This is a genomic window from Gaoshiqia sp. US2, from assembly GCF_059705485.1.
The window spans coordinates 3,757,195-3,778,388 of the sequence record NZ_AP048550.1 but is presented as its reverse complement, the minus strand read 5'-3'; the positions used below and the strand labels follow the sequence as shown (position 1 = coordinate 3,778,388).

Below are 21,194 nucleotides of genomic sequence, written 5' to 3'. Positions count from 1 at the left end.
ACCGGAACCAATAAGCAATGAAAGACTTAATAACCAATTTACAAATAACCAATAACTACCTTCAGATGATCAATAGAATCGCTTTTATATTGGTGCTTGTTTCATTATTACCAATGATTGGGTTAGCTCAAAACCCGATCATTCAAACCTATTTCACGGCCGATCCGGCGCCCATGGTGTACAACGGCACGGTTTATCTTTATACAACCCATGATGAGGATGAAACGGTCAATAACTTTTTCACCATGTACGACTGGCGGTGCTACTCGACAACCGACATGGTGAACTGGACCGATCACGGTGCAGTGGCTTCACTCAACGATTTTGCCTGGTCGGATAAAACAAACGGAGCGTGGGCGCCGCAATGTATTGAGCGAAACGGGAAGTTTTACCTGTACTGTCCCATACATGGCGATGGCGTGGCTGTTTTGGTTGCCGATTCACCTACCGGCCCTTTTCACGATCCGCTGGGCAAGCGTTTAGTCGATGGCGAAAATATTTGGCACGATATCGACCCGACTGTAATGATTGACAACGATGGACAAGCGTACCTGTACTGGGGAAATCCTGCACTTTATTACGTGAAGCTCAACGAAGACATGATTTCCTACGACCGCAGCGTTGGTAAAGACGGAATTGTTCCCGTAGCTATGACTACCGAATCGTTTGGTGAAAAAAAAGGACGCGACGGCAAAATGGGCACAACCTACACCGAAGGGCCCTGGATATACAAACGCAACGAGCGCTATTACATGGTTTACGCTGCAGCAGGAATTCCCGAATACATTGCTTATTCCACTGCCCCGTCAGCTGAAGGGCCCTGGATGTATCAAGGTTTTATGATGGAAAGAGCTGATCGTCTTGCTTTCACCAACCATCCCGGCATAATTGATTATAAAGGAAACTCCTACTTCTTTTACCACACACACGAATTGTCAAAAGGCGAAGGTTTCAAAAGGTCGGTTAGTGTTGAGCAATTTAAGTATAATGAAGATGGCACTATTCCACTGATTTTGCCCACCAAAGAAGGTGTGAAAGAAAGCGTATCCAATTTGAATCCTTTCCAAAAAACAGAAGCCGAAACCATCGCCTGGTCCGAAGGGGTGAAAACAGATACCGATAGCCAAACCGGGGTTTTTGTCAGCAAAATAGAAAATGGCAATTACATCAAGGTACGTAATGTCGATTTTGGCAAAGGGGCTAAAAAATTCGAGGTCAGCGCAGCTTCTTTGGCCGGAGGAAAAATTGAAATACGGCTGAATGCTAAAGATGGTTTATTAATGGGAATCTGCGAAATAGCAAATACCGGTGACCCTAATAACTGGAAAATCTTCACCACAAAAGTCAGTAAACACGGTGGCGTTCATGATTTGTATTTTGTTTTTAAAGGCGGGGATGGTGAATTGTTCAACCTCGATTACTGGAAGTTTAATTAGTATTTGCCGGTACAGATCGAATTTAGCCACTGTATTTAAGGTTGAAATTGAATAAACAAGACGAAGGAACCAGTACGACAAAATAAAATTGAATCGGATGAAAAGAATAAAGTTTGGCTTATTTGTTTGCTTATTAATTTCTTGCAGCTCAGTGCAGGCGCAGGAAAAGCTTTATAAAAACGAATTCCCGATATCGGATGTAAGCTTGCTCGACGGGCCGTTTAAACATGCCCGCGACCTGAACCTTCGGGTGCTCCTGCAATACGATGTTGACCGTTTATTGGCGCCTTACCGCAAGGAAGCCGGCTTACCCGAAAAGGCTAAAACATATCCCAATTGGGATGGCCTGGACGGCCACGTGGCAGGGCATTACCTCTCTGCCATGGCCATGAATTATGCGGCTATGGGCAATAATGAGTTCAAAAGGCGCATGGAATATATGCTTTCTGAACTCAAAGCCTGTCAGGAAGCAAATGCCATCAACAATTCTGAATGGGGAGTTGGCTACGTGGGCGGCTTCCCAAACAGTAAAAAACTGTGGCCGGCCTTCAAAAAAGGCGATTTTAGCGTTTATTATTCTGCCTGGGCGCCTTATTATAATTTGCATAAAATGTATGCGGGGCTTAGGGACGCCTGGCTCTATTGCGGCAACGAAGAGGCGAAGGCTATGTTCTTAAAATTTTGCGATTGGGGCATCGACATTACTTCTTCCCTTAACGAGGAGCAGATGCAATCGGTTCTTAACCATGAATATGGCGGGATGAACGAGATTTTTGCCGATGCTTACCAAATAACGGGCGATGAAAAATACCTGATAGCTGCAAAACGGTATTCGCACAACCTGTTTCTGGACCCTTTGTCGCAAGGGATTGACAACCTGGATAACAAACATGCCAACACGCAAATCCCAAAATTTATTGGCTTCGCGAGGATTGCAGAACTTGCCGGTGACAAAAAGTATGAAAACGCAAGCCGTTTCTCGTGGGAAACCATTACGGCAAACCGCTCCCTCGCGTTTGGGGGGAACAGCCGCCGGGAGCACTTCCCAAGCGTAGCATCATGTGGCGATTTTATTAACGATGTTGACGGCCCCGAGTCGTGCAACTCTTACAACATGTTGAAACTGACCGAAGATTTGTTCCGTATGCAACCATCGGTCCATTATTCCGATTATTACGAGCGTACGGTGTTTAACCACATTCTTTCGACCCAACATCCAGAACATGGCGGATATGTGTATTTTACAACTGCACGCCCGCGCCATTACCGGGTTTATTCTACGCCCAACCAGGCCATGTGGTGTTGCGTGGGTACTGGCATGGAGAACCATGGCAAATACAACCAGTTTATCTACACCCATTCATCCGATTCATTGTTTCTCAACCTCTTTATTGCTTCGGAACTCAATTGGAAAAATAAAGACATATCAATCAAACAGGAGACAAATTTTCCTTACGAAGAACGAACAAAACTGACCGTAACAAAAGGGTCTGCGGGTTTTAAGCTGATGGTCAGATATCCCGGATGGGTAAAAAAAGGTGCATTAAAAATTTCTGTAAACGGGAATGAAGTTGAGCACGATGCCCTTCCTTCTTCTTATATCTGTATCGACAGAAAATGGAAAAAAGGCGATGTGATAGAAGTGGAATTGCCCATGCACAACACCATTGAGCATTTGCCCAACGTGCCCAATTACATTGCATTTATGCACGGCCCCGTTTTGCTTGGCGCCAAAACCGGAACCGACGATTTAAGGGGGTTGCTGGCCGATGATGGGCGTTGGGCGCAATATCCGGGCGGCAAAATGCTGCCTGTTGACGAGGCCCCTATTCTGGTTGAAGATGATATTGAAAACATTGCAAATAAATTGGTTCCTGTTAAGGACGAGCCATTGCATTTCAGGCTGAACGTTAAAATGGAAAATCCCATTGATGTGAAACTGGAGCCATTTGCAAATATTCACGATGCCCGGTACATGATTTACTGGCTGGCGCTCACAAACAGCGGCTACCAGTCGTATATGGATTCTTTATCAACCAGTGAAAAAGAAAAGATTGCCCTTGAAAAGCGAACCATCGACTTTGTGGCTACCGGCGAACAACAGCCCGAAACCGACCATGCCATGCAAAAAGAGAACTCGAATTCGGGCAGTACACATAACGAATTCTACCGCGATGCAAGCCGGGGTGGCTATTTCAGCTACGAGATGAAAACAAATTCAGAAACCGGCCTCAGCCTGATCGTTCGCTATTGGGGCGCTGAATGGGGAGGCCGCAAATTTGATATTTACATTGATGATGAAAAGCTGCTGACCGAAGATAATACCGGACGTTGGAACCAATCGAAATTTCAGGATGTGGAATATACAATCCCTGACTCGATAGTTAAAAACAAGAAAAATATCAGGGTGAAATTTCAGGCATTGCCCGGTAATACCGCCGGGGCAGTTTATTACATACGGTTAGTAAGACTTAAAAAATGAAACAATTAGAATTGAAATTAATAGTTCTGTTTTTTACATATTTTTTTCTGTTTAGTTGTCAAACAACAGCAAACAAGGGCGGAAAACTGAAAATGTGGTACGACAAGCCGGCAAGGGTTTGGAACGAAGCACTTCCGGTAGGAAACGGCCGATTGGGGGCTATGATTTATGGCGATCCGCTAACCGAAAAAATTCAGCTGAACGAAGAAACGTTTTGGTCGGGTGGGCCGTTGCGAAACGACAGTCCCAAAGCATTGGAAGCGTTGCCGAAAATTCGGGAACTGATTTTCAAAGGAAAGTTCAAAGAAGCAGAAGACCTGGTGAACCAAAACATGATGACACAATTGCATGGTTCAAAATATCAGGTTGTTGGCGATTTGATCTTGAATTTTACCGGACATGAGAACTTCACCAATTATTACCGCGAACTTGATTTGGAGCGGGCCGTTTTCAAAACAACCTACCAAGTAGATGACGTAACCTACACCCGCGAAGTGTTTGCCTCGCAGCCCGACCAGGTGATTGTGGTTCGCTTAATAGCCGACAAGCGCGGCAAGCTGAACTTTGCTGCAGGGTTAAATGGTCCGCTGCAAAAAACAACTACAGCGTTGGATTCCAATACGCTCGAAATGACAGGTCTTTCCGCTACCCACGAAGGCATCACAGGGCAAGTGAAGTTTAATGCCCGCGCCAGGATTGTCAATAAGGGCGGCACAATAGCTGCCGGGTCGGATAAGATTAACGTGAGCGGTGCCGACGAGGTGCTGATCCTCATTTCAATAGCGACCAATTTTGTCGATTACAAAACGCTTACGGCCGACGAAACCGAAAAATGTTCAAACTATTTGGCAGCTGCCGAAGAGGTTCCCTATAACAAGCTGCTTGACAACCATATTGAAGCTTACCAGGAATATTTTAACCGCGCCAGTCTCGACCTGGGAACTTCGCCGGCAGCACAGCAACCAACCGATGTGCGCATCAAGAATTTTTCGACAAGCTACGATCCCGAGCTGGTTTCGATGTACTACCAGTTTGGACGGTATTTATTGATTTCGAGCTCGCAGCCCGGCGGACAACCCGCCAATTTGCAGGGAATTTGGAACGAAAGCACCAATCCGGCGTGGGACAGTAAATACACCATCAATATCAACACCGAAATGAATTACTGGCCGGCCGAAAAATGTAACCTCACCGAACTGCACGAACCGCTGATTCAGATGGTGAAAGAACTTTCAGAAACCGGACAGCAAACGGCGCGCGAGATGTACGGCAGCAAAGGTTGGGTCACCCATCACAATACCGACATTTGGCGAATCAGCGGCGTGGTCGATGGTGCTTTTTGGGGCATGTGGCCCATGGGCGGTGCCTGGCTTTCGCAACATTTGTGGGAACCGTATTTGTACAACGGCGATTTGAAGTACCTCGAATCGGTTTACCCCATCCTGAAATCGGCTTGCGAATTTTATCAGGATTTTCTGGTTGAGGAACCGACGCACAACTGGCTGGTGGTGAGCCCGTCCATCTCGCCCGAAAATGCGCCGGCCGGCCGCCCATCGGTCACCGCCGGGGCAACCATGGACAATCAAATCCTGTTCGATTTGTTTTCGAAGACAATCAAAGCGGCCTCTTTATTGAGTAAAGACCGTGAGCTGATGGCCGACTTTCAGAAAATCCTCGACCGTTTGCCACCCATGCAGATTGGCCAACACGGACAGTTGCAGGAGTGGATGGAAGATCTGGATAATCCGAACGACAAACACCGGCACGTTTCCCATTTATATGGTCTTTACCCAAGTAATCAAATCACCCCTTATGCCACTCCCGAATTGTTTGACGCGGCGCGCACAACCTTGATTCACCGTGGCGATGTGTCAACAGGCTGGTCGATGGGGTGGAAGGTCAATTTCTGGGCCCGCTTGCTCGACGGCAACCATGCCATGAAACTGATCAAAGATCAATTAACGCTGGTTGACCCGGTGAATGGAGGAAGAGACGGTGGAACCTATCCCAACTTTTTCGATGCACACCCACCTTTTCAAATTGACGGGAATTTTGGCTGCACGGCCGGCATTGCCGAAATGCTGATGCAAAGCCACGACGGGGCCATTCATTTGTTGCCTGCTTTGCCCGATGAATGGAAAAAAGGTGAAATAACCGGGCTTCGGGCCCACGGAGGTTTCGAGGTAAGCTTCAGGTGGGAAAATGGTGAAGTCCAGAAAATTGAAATTCTATCGAAATTGGGTGGAAACTGCCGTATTCGGGTTCCAAATAAAGTTGTTCAAGCGGTGGGTAGTGAGTTGGTGGCAGCAACGGGCGCCAATCCAAATCCATTTTTCACAACAGCGCAGGTTAAAGAACCGCTGATTGTAGAGACTGCCCAACTGAACGAGATGAATATCAAGCAAACACATTTATACGATTTACCCACCGAAGCGGGTAAGACCTATTCTGTAGTGATTAAATAGTTGATTATAAAATAACGTGAGTTTTGGATATAAACAGCTATTAGTTAATAACTTATGATAGTTTAATAGAGATTGTATTTAAAAAAATGGGAGCTTTTAAGTGCAAAACATAAAACAAAGCTCCCATGACAGAAAATTTGGAACTAAAATTAATTGAAATTTTTTGTTGTGCCGATGATTTCTGCCAACAATTTGAGAAAGAAATAGAGCATAAATTAATACCCGTGGTATTGCAAAACAAAAAATCCAAAGTCCCCTGCGGGTTATCAATGAGTGAGATGATGGCCGTTGAAATGTTTTACCATTTACAGGGGAGCAAATGTTTCAAATATTATTACAGGTACTTTGTAGAGGTACACCTGAAAGGCTATTTTCCAGGCTTGCCTTCCTACAACCGTTTTGTCCAACTCAAACCCAGGATGCTGCTATACCTTTTTTGTTTTTTGCTGGCCTGCAGGATGGGGGCAGTTACCGGAACTTATTACATTGATTCGGCCAAACTGGTGGTTTGCCATAACCTGCGGATACATTCGCACAAGGTTTTTAAAGGGCTGGCCAAAAGGGGGAAGACCTCGACAGGTTGGTTTTTTGGCTTGAAACTGCATTTGGCCATCAACCAGTTTGGGGAGATTGTTTCCTTCATTATAACCCCCGGAAATGTGGCGGACAACAACCTTGAATTGGGCGTCAAGCTATGTAAAGGTCTGTGCGGAAAGCTTTTCGGGGACAAAGGCTACATTAGTGAAAAGCTCCGGGAAGCATTGGCAAGACAAGGGCTCCTGTTGATTACAAAAACCAAAAAGAACATGAAAAATAAGTTAATGTTTTTCGAAGACAAGAGGTGGCTGCAAAGCCGGGGGGTGATCGAATCGGTCATCGATCTGCTAAAGCATATCTGTGATATAGAGCATTCAAGACACAGAAGCCCGGTAAATGCGATGGTCAATGTCCTGGCAGGCCTTGCTGCATACTCGTTCCTTGACCATAAACCATCGGTTAAAAATAAGAATATAAGGTTCCGGGAGTATTTATTCCTGAACTATTTACCATTAGTCGCTTAACCCAAAACTCACGTTAAAATAATAAATTTAGTTAGAGATGATAAGAGTAAAGTTTGGTGGACGAACGTCCATAAAAAGAAAACAAATTAGTTTACTGTCTGTTTTTTTGATCTTGTTCACCTTGGCAGGATTTAGTCAAAGCAAAAAGCAAAAAGCGGGTCAAGCCAAGAATACACCTGTATTTACTCAGGTTGTTTATCAAGGTGACGATCAGGTGTATAAGGACTATCCGTTAAAAGCCGATGAATTTTACAACCCCATTCTGCAAGGTTGTTATCCCGACCCGGCCATTACGCGAAAAGGCGACTATTATTTTCTGGTGAGCTCGTCGTTTGCCATGTTTCCGGGTGTGCCCATTTTCCATTCCAATGATTTGGTAAACTGGAAACAAGTTGGGCATGTACTCGACCGCACATCGCAGTTAAAAGTTCACGATACGGGTATTAGCGCCGGAGTTTATGCCCCCGCAATCAAGTATAATCCCAATAACGACACGTTCTATATGATTACCACCCAGTTTGCCGGTGATTTCGGAAACATAGTGGTGAAAACCAAAGATCCATTTGAAGGGTGGAGCGATCCGTATAAGCTACAATTCAACGGAATTGACCCATCGCTTTTCTTCGATGACGACGGAAAAGCTTATGTCGTGCACAACGATGCACCTGACCCCGGAAAAGAATTGTACAACGGGCACCGGGTGATCAAAATTTGGGAGTATGATGTGGAAAAGGACCAGGTCATTGCCGGCACCGATAAAATTATTGTTGACGGCGGAGTTGACCTGTCCAAAAAACCCATCTGGATTGAAGCGCCTCATATTTACAAGAAAAATGGTAAATACTATTTGATGTGTGCCGAAGGAGGAACAGGCGGCTGGCACAGCGAAGTGATTTTTATCAGCGAAAATCCCCGGGGACCATATCAGCCTGCGCCCAGTAATCCGATTTTGACGCAACGCCACTTCCCCGAAGACCGCGCAAATAAAGTCGATTGGGCGGGCCATGCCGACCTGGTTGAAGGCCCCAATGGCAACTATTACGGCGTATTTCTGGCCATTCGCCCCAACGAGAAGGACCGGGTGAATGCCGGTCGCGAAACCTTTATCTTGCCCGTCGACTGGTCGGGTGAATTTCCGGTATTCGAAAACGGGCTGGTTCCCATGGAGCCCAAGTTGAAAATGCCAAAAGGCGTGGAAAACAAAAGCGGGAAAGATGGTTTTTTCCCCAATGGCAACTTTACCATCACCGAAAACTTCACTTCTGAAAAACTCGACTACCGATGGATTGGGCTGCGGGGGCCTCGCGAAGATTTTATGACAATTACTAAAAGTGGTTTGCAGATTAATCCCTTTCCGGTAAATATCAAAGAGGTAAAGCCAACTTCAACTTTGTTCCACCGCCAACAGCATAAGAACTTTTCGTTTGAAACGACGCTCAATTATACACCGGCTACGGAAAAAGATTTGGCTGGTCTTGTTGCCCTTCAAAATGAACATTCAAACTATGTATTTGGAATCACTAAGAAAGGCGAAGAATATTATCTTTTACTCGAACGGAACGAAAAGCCGCGAAGAAGCCGGCAAGTGAGTTCAAAAATTGTTGCAAGTACGGTCATTGATATCAAAAATCCAGTCCGTTTAAAAGTGCAGGCCAATGGCGATGATTACGAGTTCAGCTATTCAACCAACGGAACCGACTTTGTGACTTTGGGCAGCACCGTTTCCGGAGATATCCTTTCGACCAACGTGGCCGGTGGGTTCACCGGTTGTTTGCTCGGCTTGTATGCCACTTCGGCCAACGATGCCATTCCTGAATAACTTTGGGATAGTTCGTTTAAATATTTACGTTTTTCAATTGGCAGGATCGAAGGAATGTTGGTATCCTGCCAATCAGAACGAAACACCTGAATTGCAGATCAGTAAACTAAATGAAATGAAAATCAAAAGTAGTAGTCTAATCATCCTGTCAGCACTGTTATTTGTAAGTGCAACATTTGCTCAGGCTCAAAAGGCTGACAATCCAATCATTTGGGCCGATGTGCCCGATATGTCGATGATTCGCGTGGGCGACACCTATTACATGGCCAGCACAACCATGCATATGTGCCCCGGTGTTCCCGTCATGAAATCGAAGGATCTTGTAAATTGGGAAATGCTTAATTATGCCTACGATAAACTGGGCGATGACGATGCTTTGAGCCTTGTGAATGGAAAAAGCAATTACGGCAAGGGCACTTGGGCAAGCAGTTTGCGTTACCACAATGGTATGTACTACATTGCAACCTATGCTCAAACAACGGACAAAACCTATATTTTTCGGACCAACGATATTGAAAAAGGTGATTGGAAGATGAACGAGTTCAAGCCAGGTTACCACGACTGCACACTGGTTTTTGACGATGGTCATGTCTACTTGATCACGGGTGGAGGAAGGTTGAATATCATTGAATTGAACGATGATTTGACCGGTGTTAAAGAAGGTGGTCTCAATCAGGTTCTTATTGAAAATGCAAGTGCTCCCACTGAACCCAATATGCTTAAGGCCGAAGGATCACAGCTTTTTAAACACGAAGGCAAGTATTACTTATTTAATATTTCCTGGCCCCGGGGTGGTATGCGTACCGTACTTGTTCACCGTGCCAACAATCTCATGGGACCGTGGGAAGGTCGTATAGCCTTGCAAGATAAAGGCGTGGCACAAGGTAGTATCATTGATACTCCGGATGGCAGGTGGTTTGCCTATTTATTTCAGGATCACGGATCCGTTGGCCGTATCCCATACCTTGTACCGATGAAATGGGTCGACGGTTGGCCGGTGCTGGGCATCGACGGCAAAGTGCCCGAAACCCTCGACTTGCCTGCCAGCAAAGGATTGATGCCCGGCATTGTGGCCAACGACGAGTTCAAACGGAAAAAGGGCGAACCAGCCTTGCCGTTGGTATGGCAATGGAACCACAACCCCGACAATTCACTTTGGTCGGTAACTGAGCGCGAGGGATTCCTTCGTCTGAAAACCGCGCGTATCGACAGCCTGTTTCTGAAATCGCGAAACACCTTAACCCAGCGCACCTTTGGCCCCGTTTGCTCGGGCACCACTTTGCTCGATGTCTCAAACCTGAAAGACGGAGACTTTGCCGGAATGACGGCTTTTCAACGCAAATTCGGTCAGGTTGGGGTGAAAATGATCAACGGGCAAAAGCATGTTTTCATGGTGAGCAACCAAACCGACGTGCCCACCGAAATTGAAAGCATTCCGCTGGCACAAAACTCGGTTTACCTGAAAATTGAATGCGATTTCAAAAATAAAGCTGATATCGCCGAATTCTTTTACAGTCTCGATGGAAAAACATGGAAAACCATTGGCAACCAGCTCAAAATGGAATACACTCTTATGGAACATTTTATGGGCTACCGCTTCGGCGTATTCAACTACGCCACTAAAAACACCGGGGGGTATGCCGATTTCGATTACTTCCGCACCAGCGATCAGATTTCAAAAAAGGTAATTGAATCAGGTATTTAATGTATAAATACCTGTCAAAAAGATAAGTTCAAATCATATGAAAAAAATAAATCAAATACTGTCGATACTCATTTTTGCTTTAGCTATTTGGGACGCAAAGGGCAGCCAAATTTCCAGTCCCGACGGGAAACTGCTTGTTACTGTTTCGGTCAACAACGGCGCACCAACGTACAACGTTACCTTTAATGGAAAAACCTTCTTGCAGCCATCGCCCCTTGGAATGAAAACCAACGTGGGCGATTTCACCCACGGATTAGCGCCTGGCGAAAATGTGAGCAGAAAAACGCTTGATAAGACCTATTCGTTGCCAAACATCAAAAAAAGCGAGGTACACTACCAGGCCAATGAACAGGTATTTTCATTTTTAAAAGATGAAAAACCGGCTTTCGATGTCATTTTCAGGGTGAGCAACAACGATGTGGCATTCCGGTATCATGTTTATCCGCAAAAAGACAGGAAGAGCTGTATTGTGAACGAAGAAGCTTCCGGCTTTGTATTTCCCGAAGGAACCACCACGTTTCTTTGTCCGCAGAGCGCTCCCATGGGTGGCTTTGCGCGTACATCGCCCAGTTACGAAACCCCTTACACAGCCGACGCTCCCATGGGGCAAAATGGTTGGGGCAATGGCTACACGTTCCCTTGTCTTTTCAGGGTGAATGACGCCGGATGGGTGCTGATTTCTGAAACTGGCGTTGACAGCCGCTATTGCGCAAGCCGGCTGATCGGCCATCCTGACGGGTTATACACCGTTGGTTTTCCGCAGGAAGGAGAAAATAATGGAAACGGAACTTCGGCTCCGGGCATTCCGCTGCCGGGCGAACCCCCCTGGCGTACCATTACCGTTGGCGAAACGTTGAAGCCCATTGTTGAAACCACTGTTCCTTTTGATGTAGTGGAGCCGCGCTACGAAGCATCGAAAACCTACGAATACACCAAAGGTTCGTGGAGCTGGATCATGAAAATGGATGGCGGAACGGTGTTCGACGTTCAAAAACAATACATCGATTTCAGTTCCGAAATGGGTTATGAAACGATACTCGTTGATGCACTGTGGGATACTCAAATTGGCTACGATAAAATTGAAGAACTGGCTGCGTATGGAAAAAGCAAAAACGTTTCCCTCTATTTGTGGTATAACTCCAACGGTTATTGGAACGATGCCCCTCAAGGCCCGCGCGGTATTATGGACAACACCATTGCCCGCCGAAAAGAAATGGCCTGGATGAAAAGCATTGGCGTGAAAGGGATTAAAGTTGATTTTTTTGGTGGCGACAAACAAACGACCATCAAATTGTATGAAGATATTTTATACGATGCCAACGATTTTGGGATCATGGTTATTTTTCACGGATGTACCCTGCCTCGTGGCTGGGAGCGTATGTATCCCAATTTTGCTTCAAGTGAGGCCGTTTTGGCCAGCGAGAATCTACACTTTGGACAGGGCAGTTGCGATCGCGAGGCATTCAATGCCTGCATTCACCCGTTCATTCGCAACACCGTGGGTAGCATGGATTTTGGCGGCAGCGCGCTCAATAAATTCTACAACGCCAACAACACACCCGATAGAGGTTCAAAACGAAAGACTTCCGATGTGTTTGCTTTGGCTACGGCCGTACTGTTCCAAAGTGGCGTGCAGCATTTTGCCCTGGCGCCCAACAACCTGACTGACGCTCCCGAATGGGCCATCGACTTCATGAAAAACGTGCCAACAATTTGGGACGAAGTTAAATTCATCGACGGATATCCCGGAAAATATGTGGTGATGGCCCGCCGCAAAGGAGAAAAATGGTACATCGCCGGAGTCAACGCCCAAAATGAATCCCTGAAGTTGAAGCTGAATTTGGCCATGCTTCAGGCGAACTCTGAATTGAACGCCTATACCGACGATGCACAGCTGAACGGCAAAGTGGCATCGGTTAAACTGAGTAAGAATCAGGAAATTGAGGTGCAGATTCCGACCAACGGCGGGGTTTTGCTTGTTCAGGAATAACCCATAAGAAACCACAGAGAAAACAGAGTCATTAATTTAAATCTAACCAGATGACCAACTTATCCGCTTTCTACACTTTACTTTCCATGCTGGTGGTTGTGTTTTTTGTTCAAAATGCGAACGTTTCAGCACAAAACCCATTTATTCGCAATCAGTTTACCGCTGACCCATCGGCGCGGGTTTTCAATGGGAAAGTGTATGTCTTTCCGTCACACGATATACCGTCGCCCGAGGGTAAAAATCTTCGGAAAGATTGGTTTTGCATGGAGGATTACCACGTGTTTTCGTCGGAAAACCTGACTGATTGGACCGATCATGGCCTGATTGTCAGCCAGTATGATGCCCCCTGGGTCGATTCCACATCGTACAGCATGTGGGCGCCCGATTGTGTGGAGCGAAACGGTAAGTACTACTTTTATTTTCCGGCCAATACGAATGTCGTTGACGAAAACGGGCGAAAAGGTTTTGGCATTGGGGTAGCGGTGTCCGATCGGCCTGGAGGGCCGTATGTTGCCCAAAAAGAAAAGATTAAAGGTATCAAAGGAATTGATCCCAACGTGTTGATCGACGAAGACGGGCAAGCGTACATTTATTGGTCGCAGGGGCATATTTATGTGGCCAAGTTGAAAGAAAACATGCTGGAACTCGCTTCGGAACCCATGATCATTCTGAATCTTCCAGAGAAAGGTCTAAAAGAAGGGCCTTGGGTTTTTGAACGCAACGGTATGTATTACCTGACCTTTCCGCATGTTGAAAACAATACGGAGCGGTTGGAGTACGCCATTGGCGATAATCCAATGGGGCCGTTTAAAATGACGGGGGCCATTATGGACGAATCGCCGACCGGTTGTTGGACCAACCACCATTCCATTGTTGAATACAACAAGCAGTGGTACCTGTTTTACCATCACAACGATTATTCTCCACACTTTGATAAAAATCGTTCTGTTCGTGTCGACAGCCTGTTTTTTAATGCTGACGGAACCATTCAAAAAGTGCAGCCAACCCTACGCGGCGTGGGGCTGACAAAGGCAACAAACAACATCGAAATCGACCGTTATAGTGCCATCAGCAATTCCGGTGCAACGATCGATTTTATGGATGCCGTTAATCCTTTCAAAGGCTGGAAAACCATTTTCGAAAGCAAGGATGCCTGGATTAAGTACAATTCCGTCGATTTTGGCGATCGAAAGCTACCGTCGGTTCAGGTCAGGGCTTTGGCGAAACAAGGTGGCAACCTTCAAATTCGCTTAGATCATGCGAATGGGCCAATCGTGGCGGAGGTGAATATCTCTGAAAGTTCGGAATGGACGGTCGTAGATGCCCAGCTGACCGTATTTCAGCCGGGGATTCAGAACCTGGTTGTTGTCAGCAAAGCGGATAGCCCGGTTGTGGTCGATTGGATCCGGTTTGAAAATCGAACCGGCGCTTATTATACCGGCAATTATCCCAATCTTTTGCTTGAAGCTGGTTATAGTCAGCAGGAAATTGATTCGAAATTGGCCAAAGCCTATTACGATCTTTTTGAAGGACCCAACCGGGTTTATTTCGAGGTGGGCGATTCGATGGCTTACGTGTCGGATTTAAAGAATCATGACGCCCGGTCCGAAGGACTTTCCTATGGGATGATGGTGGCTGTTCAGTTGGACAAAAAGGAGGTTTTTGACCGGATTTGGCGGTGGACAAAAAAATACACCCAGCATCAAGGGGGCCCGCGCGATGGCTATTTTGCCTGGAGCATCAACCCCGAAACCATGGTGAAAAACTCGGAAGGTTCGGCGTCGGACGGCGAACTGTTTTTTGTGACCACGCTTTTGTTCGCATCGAACCGCTGGGGGAATGACACAGGCATTGATTATTATGCCGAAGCCCGGAGAATACTGGACGCCATGTGGGCAAAAGATGGTGCCGGCGGAATTCACCATGTGATCAATTTGGGACAAAAGCAAATCAGTTTTGTGCCCGAGGGTGGCGGATACGAATGGACCGATCCGTCGTATCATGTTCCGGCTTTTTTGGAGTTTTGGGCCGATTTTGCGAATGACGGGCACGAGCAGTTTTACCGCGATTGTGCCGATACTTCGCGCGTGTTTCTGCACCGCGCCTGCCACCCCAAAACCGGCTTAAATTTCGATTACACCAATTTTGATGGGACAGCTCACCCGACCCGTTGGATGCCGGCGGGTTTCCGTTACGATTCGTGGCGCGTTCCGATGAATATTGCCATGGATTACGTGTGGTTTGGCAAAGATAAAGCCTGGCAGGAAGATTATGCTTCTCGTTTTCAAGGATTTTTAAGGAAAGAAGGCATCAACGACTTTGTTGACCAGTATAATCCGGATGGTACGACTCCCGGGTTTATTTTGCAAGCGGGCGGTTTCCAAAAGTTGCGGCACTCACTGGGCTTTATTTCAACCGTTGCAACGGTTTCACTCATCAATGAAGTGGATCCGGACTTCGATTTTGTGCATAAGCTGTGGAATGAAAAACTGGAACCTTACGAAGACGGCTACTTCGATCCATATTTTGATGGCTTCATGTACCTGTTTAGTTTGATGAACCTGAGCGGAAAGTATCGGGCCATTCTTCCGGCATAACGAAACTGGCGTTTTAAAGTCATTTTTAGGTGATTCAAGTTGCTTTATTTTAGTGATTATACTTCTGCGTATCTAAATTTAAAACTCATTTATTCAATATCAAATAACAATCGGGGATGGAGGAGTTATCATTGTTAGGTTGAATTTGAATTGAACCTGATTTTAACCTGACTTATGAGAAAACGATTACCGGAACGATTGTTCCTGCTACTGCTTTTTTTATGGGCTTCTAATGTTAGTGCCTGGGAAGGCATGACCACCCCCAAGTTACACGTTGAAGGCCGGTTTCTGAACCTGAATAATTCACAAAAACGAAGAAAAGCTCACGAAAATTAAAGATAAATTACTATCTTACAGCGTCTTACAACCGTATTTCCATGAGCTCTTCAGAAAATAAAATTACCGAAAAAACTCTGGACAAGCAAACAGACGTTGCAATTTGCCAGGGAAAACTCTTCGATTTACAACCAATTGACAATAAGCGTATTGAGGTAAGTTTTACTGCATCTGAGATTTCTTCAGATGGTGGTTTGCTGTTGGTCAAAGATATCGAGAGCCGGATTGGCATCATCAAGTCGCTGGTTACTTGTATTGAGGACATCCGGCATCAAAGCTATGTTGACCACTCTTTGGAAGAGATTGCTGCACAGCGGGTATATCAGATTGTTGCTGGATATGAAGATGCCAATGATTGCAATACCTTGCGCGATGACACGATCCTGAAAATGAGTGTTGGACGTTTGCCCATGACAGGGAATGCCTTGGCATCTCAATCAACTATGACCCGTTTTGAGAACACCCCAAGAGCCAGTGAACTGTACAACATCGCGTATGCCTTTGCCAATAAGTTTATTGAATCCTACCCTTCGGAACCTCCTGTGATTATTATCGATTGCGATGACACCAACATTGATACCCACGGGGGGCAGCAGTTAACCCTGTTCAATAACTATTACGGAGAGTATTGCTACATGCCCCTTCACATTTATGAAGGCTTGTCGGGAAAACTGATTACCACCATACTCAAACCAGGCAGGCGCAGCAAAAGTGCCAATGTTTTTGGGATACTCAAAAGGCTTGTTGCCCATTTGCGCAAATCGTGGAAAAATACGGTGATCATTGTTCGGGGCGACAGCCACTTTTGCAGCAAAGAGTTGATGGACTGGTGCGTTGGACAACCCAATATCCATTTTATAACTGGCTTGACCGGAAACAGCGTATTGAATTCGAGTGTTGAAACTCTTGTAAAGAGTTGCGAAAATGAATTTGCCAGATATGCCAAACCCATAAAGCGTTATCACTCATTTGGCTACAAAGCGGGTAGTTGGGAAAACCAGCAACGCGTGATTGTTAAAATCGAAGTGACAAGCAAAGGATCCAATATTCGTTTTATTGTAACCGACCTTTGGGAATACCGGACAAAGGCACTTTACGAACAAGGGTACTGCGGACGGGGCAGGATGGAACTCAATATCAAAGACCACAAAAACTACCTGCAATCAGGCCGGATGTCGTGCAATAGCTTTTATGCCAATCAGTTCAGGTTATTCTTGCATTCAGCCGCTTATGTGCTGATGCACTCGTTGCAGGAGAACATGCTAAAAACAAAGGGGTTGGCAGCTGTTACGATGAAGACATTACGTGAAAGGTTCATTAAAATTGCTGCCCAGGTTAGACAAATGAAGACAAAAATAAAAGTGGAATTTCCAGCTTCATGCCCGCAAGCCAAACTGCTTGAGAATTACTTCCTCGAAATCGGACAGTTGCGCCGTTAGCAACAACCCAACTATATTCAAAAATACATATTAATCAGGCACTTGCAAAGCACAAGATAAAATACCTATGTTCTGTGAAGAAAATACACACAATTTTTGGTCTAAAACTAAACAGGCCAACCTCTAAAATGACCAATCGAAAACAATCGCAGACAACAAATTTTCTTTTCAGCATATGGGTTATTAAATCCCACGGCTGAAAAAATCAAATATTCACCTTTTTAAAGTTTATGAATTATTCAGGTGAAAGACCCGCATGGTAATTTGGTCAATTTGCATGGTTTTGCACAGACGTATAGCCCCTGGTTCAACGAGCAGGGAACCAAATGGACCAATTATGATGTGAATGCTTGTTTGGCCTATAATCAAGGCTTGATTGATGATATCCTGGATGCCGGCTGGAAGATGAACTTTTTGCGTTTGCACATGGATCCCTATTGGAGCAATACGCCCGGTTGTACGCCCGATGGCCACGAACTTCCGAATTGCTTTAACGAAGACCGGTTCAAAAAATACCTGGATGAAGTTTTTGTCCCAATGGCGGAATATGCCTCATCGAAAGGATTGTATGTGATCATTCGTCCTCCCGGGGTCTGTCCTGAAGTAATCGGGGCAGAAGACAATTATAACTATGCACAATACCTGATGACGGTTTGGGACATCGTTTCAAAACATCCCAAAATACGGAATAGCGACGAAATCATGCTTGAGCTGGCCAATGAGCCGGTTCGGATTCGCCTGGCCGATGGAACCGAAGGTTCCAATGCCCAGGCGCATTTTGATGTCCTCAAACAAATTTTCCAGCCAATCGTCAATAAAATACGCGAAAACGGCTTTCACAATGTGCTCTGGATTCCGGGTTCGGGATACCAATCGCAATACAAAGGTTTTGCGTTAAACCCGATTGAAGGTGAGAATATCGGCTACGCAGTGCATGTTTACCCCGGTTGGTTTGGCAGCGCCGATGGTTACGACGTTTTTAAGAAGGAGTGGAACGAACAGGTAAAACCAGTTGCTGACTTTGCTCCCATCGTGATCACCGAAATGGATTGGGCCCCGGAAAAGTACGATTCTTCCTGGGGAAAAAGCTACACCGGAACAGCGGGGGGCGATGGCTTTGGCGCTAATTTCAAAAAAATTATGGATGAAACCGGCAATGTAAGCTGGCTCCTTTTTACAAGCCCTCATTTACTGGCCCGGTTTAAAGACGAAGTGCCCGAACCCGGCCAGCCCTACACGTTCCTGAATGACCCGGAAGCTTGTCCGTGGCCAATTTATCATTGGTATCAGGAGTATGCCAGTGAAAACTACCCGCGACCCGATTTTCAATACCAATCACACAGCGATAATGGCGATGGAACCTATACCAACCCACTGATTTTTGCCGACTTCCACGATCCGGATGTCATTCGCGTTGACGATATCTATTACATGGTTTCTACAACCATGCATATTTTTCCCGGGGCCACGATCCTGAAGTCGTATGACCTGGTAAACTGGGAATATTGCAGCAACCCGCTGGAAAAAATTGAATCGTCACCCTGTTTCAATTTGGATGGATGTAACCGTTACAGTCACGGACAATGGGCAAGCAGCCTGAAATACAACGACGGCACATATTTTCTGCTGTTTACAACACTGGATGAAGGCAGTTACCTGCTTACGGCTACCAATCCGGAGGGTTCCTGGGAAAAGAAAAAACTGGCCGGTACCTTTTACGACCCGGGCCTGTTTTTCGATGATGATGGGAAAACCTATGTAGTCTATGGGATTAATACACTTAAAATTGCTGAACTGGATGAAGGTTTTTTAGTTATTCCCGGCTCCGAACAGGACGTTTACAGTTATACCGTAAAAGAAGGATTGGAGGGCAGCCATTTGTACAAGATCAATGGGTACTACTACATTTATGCAACCTACGGCGGATGGCCGGCTTACCAGGTGGCTTTGCGTTCGGCCAATATTTACGGCCCTTACGAAGAAAAACTATTGTTGGATGATGACAATATCCATCAGGGCGCTTTGGTGGAAACCCAAACAGGCGAATGGTGGACGGTTATGTTTTACGACAAAGGCGCTTTTGGACGTTTGCCCAACCTTCAACCGGTAACCTGGGTGGATGGCTGGCCGGAGATTGGCGTTGACGGAAAGGGCGTTACCACTTATACCAAACCCAATGTTGGCCAGGAATATCCGGTAAAAGTTCTTCTGACTAACGACAATTTCAGGAACTATAAACCGGGCATGCAATGGGGGTGGAACCACAACCCGGATCATACGAAATGGTCGTTGACTGAGCGTCCGGATTACCTACGGCTAAAAACAGTAAGTGTGGTAACCGATTTATCCGAAGCCCGAAATACGTTGACCCAGCGGATTTTTGGATACCCTTCCGATTTGGCCAATTCTTTTGGTACCATCAAAGTTGATATCGAAAATATGCAGGAAGGCGATGTGGCCGGATTGGCCGTTTTCCAGGATCCGTATGCTTATGTTGGGGTCAAGGTAGTTGACGGACAAAAAGTATTGGTGATGATGAATGACGGCACATTGATTGCCGGGGAAGCAATTGAAGACTCCGAAGTCTATCTGCGTGCTGTGGCAAGTTACAACACCAGCAAGGCCAGCTTTTATTTCAGCCTGGATAATGAAACATACACGAAATTTGGAACGGATTTGGATATGAAATTCAACCTTTCGGTGTTTACCGGAAACAAGTTTTGCATCTTCAATTTTGCAACGGTTCAAACCGGCGGTTATGTTGATGTTGACTGGTTTTCGACCGAGGAATTTTATTCTGAGGAAATGTTTTACGATGATTACTTTGAAGGATACAGCGAAGAATCGCTGACGTTAACGGACCTGATCATTGAAGGGGGCGATGTGGAACTGCTAACCGGCAGTACAGCCAGTTTATCTGTTAAAGCCGTTTATGCCGACGGACACACGGAAGATGTTTCTATCGGCGCTACCTACCATAATCCTAGCCCCGAAATCATTCAAATTGTCAACGGAAACATCATGGCCAAAGCCGACGGAGAAGTAACCGTTACTGTAACCTATCAGGGAGGCCTGGGGAACCCGGTTTCCCGTGAGTTCAAAGTGACGGCGTCAACTTTTCCGCTGACCAACAAGCTGTTTAACCCTTCCATTTGGGCCAGCGGCACTTTTGATGAATTGACAAAAACCCTGGTAACCGGTCAGTATGGTTTTGGCGGATGGGAGTACAGCACCGGAATCGATCTGTCAGACTATAAATACCTGATCGTAAAGTTGGCTAGCCCCGGTGCCTGTGGCGCTTCGTTCCGCCTGTTCGACTCAAACAATTACTGGAGCGCCCCTGCCGCCTACGACCTGGAGAACAAAACCGATCTGGTGGTTTCCCTGCATACGATGCTTAACGGCGCAAATGCCAACATTGACCCTTCGCACCTTTATATCATTGGATTTTGGTCTTACGGGAATTGTTCTATTTCCATTGACGATGTTTATTTGACCAACGCGGCAGATGAGAACATCCCAACCGAAGAGGAAGAACCCTCTGCCGGGGAAAATGAAGAACCTTCCGCAGGAGACAACGACGAACCGGAATTGGTCGATGTATATTCTGTTATGGGAGTCAAACTTCGTTCAAAGGTGACCCGCGAAAATGCAACAAAAGGGCTTCGGGCCGGAATATATATTGTCGGTAGGCAAAAAGTTTTTGAGTGTGGGTTTGGGTATTAATTTTGGCAGGTTTCTTTCTGACGTTTTGAGGGAAGAGGCAAAAAGTAAGGAGACGCTCATCATAATCATGCTTAAATAATTGCTGGGTTGGCAATATTTTAATTGTTTTGTTATCGTTTTATGGAATGAAAACCTGAC

Annotated in this window: 11 protein-coding genes; all 11 read left to right on the top strand. The window is 45.9% G+C overall.

Annotated elements, in window-relative coordinates:
- Positions 1–17 precede the first annotated feature (17 nt).
- The 11 genes from AC6H3C_RS15155 to AC6H3C_RS15105 all read left to right on the top strand — a co-directional run bounded on the left by AC6H3C_RS15155 (position 18) and on the right by AC6H3C_RS15105 (position 21,056).
- On the top strand, positions 18–1,436 hold the full coding sequence (locus tag AC6H3C_RS15155; protein WP_497516246.1) for a glycoside hydrolase family 43 protein: 1,419 nt from the start codon (positions 18–20) through the stop codon (positions 1,434–1,436).
- Between the two features lie 97 nt (positions 1,437–1,533).
- The gene (locus tag AC6H3C_RS15150) at positions 1,534–3,918 is read left to right on the top strand and encodes a glycoside hydrolase family 127 protein (protein WP_497516245.1); all 2,385 of its coding nucleotides are present in this window, start codon (positions 1,534–1,536) and stop codon (positions 3,916–3,918) included.
- Entirely contained in the window at positions 3,915–6,383 is a 2,469-nt protein-coding gene (locus tag AC6H3C_RS15145; RefSeq protein WP_497516244.1) for a glycoside hydrolase family 95 protein, read from the top strand. The genes AC6H3C_RS15150 and AC6H3C_RS15145 overlap by 4 nt, the downstream gene beginning before the upstream one ends.
- Positions 6,384–6,508: 125 nt before the next feature.
- Entirely contained in the window at positions 6,509–7,444 is a 936-nt protein-coding gene (locus AC6H3C_RS15140) for an IS982 family transposase (protein WP_497516243.1), read from the top strand.
- Between the two features lie 121 nt (positions 7,445–7,565).
- A complete protein-coding gene (locus tag AC6H3C_RS15135; RefSeq protein WP_497516242.1) occupies positions 7,566–9,263 on the top strand; it encodes a glycoside hydrolase family 43 protein in 1,698 nt (565 codons plus the stop codon).
- Between the two features lie 115 nt (positions 9,264–9,378).
- On the top strand, positions 9,379–10,968 hold the full coding sequence (locus tag AC6H3C_RS15130; protein ID WP_497516241.1) for a glycoside hydrolase family 43 protein: 1,590 nt from the start codon (positions 9,379–9,381) through the stop codon (positions 10,966–10,968).
- Between the two features lie 37 nt (positions 10,969–11,005).
- Positions 11,006–12,958 carry a glycoside hydrolase family 97 protein gene (locus AC6H3C_RS15125; RefSeq protein ID WP_497516240.1) on the top strand — a complete coding sequence of 651 codons (1,953 nt, stop codon included), beginning with the start codon at positions 11,006–11,008 and terminating at the stop codon, positions 12,956–12,958.
- A 50-nt stretch (positions 12,959–13,008) separates the two neighbouring features.
- Positions 13,009–15,555, top strand: a complete 2,547-nt coding sequence (locus AC6H3C_RS15120; RefSeq protein ID WP_497516239.1) for a glycosyl hydrolase family 8 — start codon at positions 13,009–13,011, stop codon at positions 15,553–15,555.
- Between the two features lie 174 nt (positions 15,556–15,729).
- Positions 15,730–15,891 carry a hypothetical protein gene (locus tag AC6H3C_RS15115; RefSeq protein ID WP_497516238.1) on the top strand — a complete coding sequence of 54 codons (162 nt, stop codon included), beginning with the start codon at positions 15,730–15,732 and terminating at the stop codon, positions 15,889–15,891.
- A gap of 41 nt (positions 15,892–15,932) precedes the next feature.
- Entirely contained in the window at positions 15,933–17,330 is a 1,398-nt protein-coding gene (locus tag AC6H3C_RS15110) for an IS1380 family transposase (RefSeq protein ID WP_497516237.1), read from the top strand.
- 243 nt (positions 17,331–17,573) lie between these two features.
- A complete protein-coding gene (locus AC6H3C_RS15105; protein WP_497516236.1) occupies positions 17,574–21,056 on the top strand; it encodes a family 43 glycosylhydrolase in 3,483 nt (1,160 codons plus the stop codon).
- Positions 21,057–21,194 lie beyond the last annotated feature (138 nt).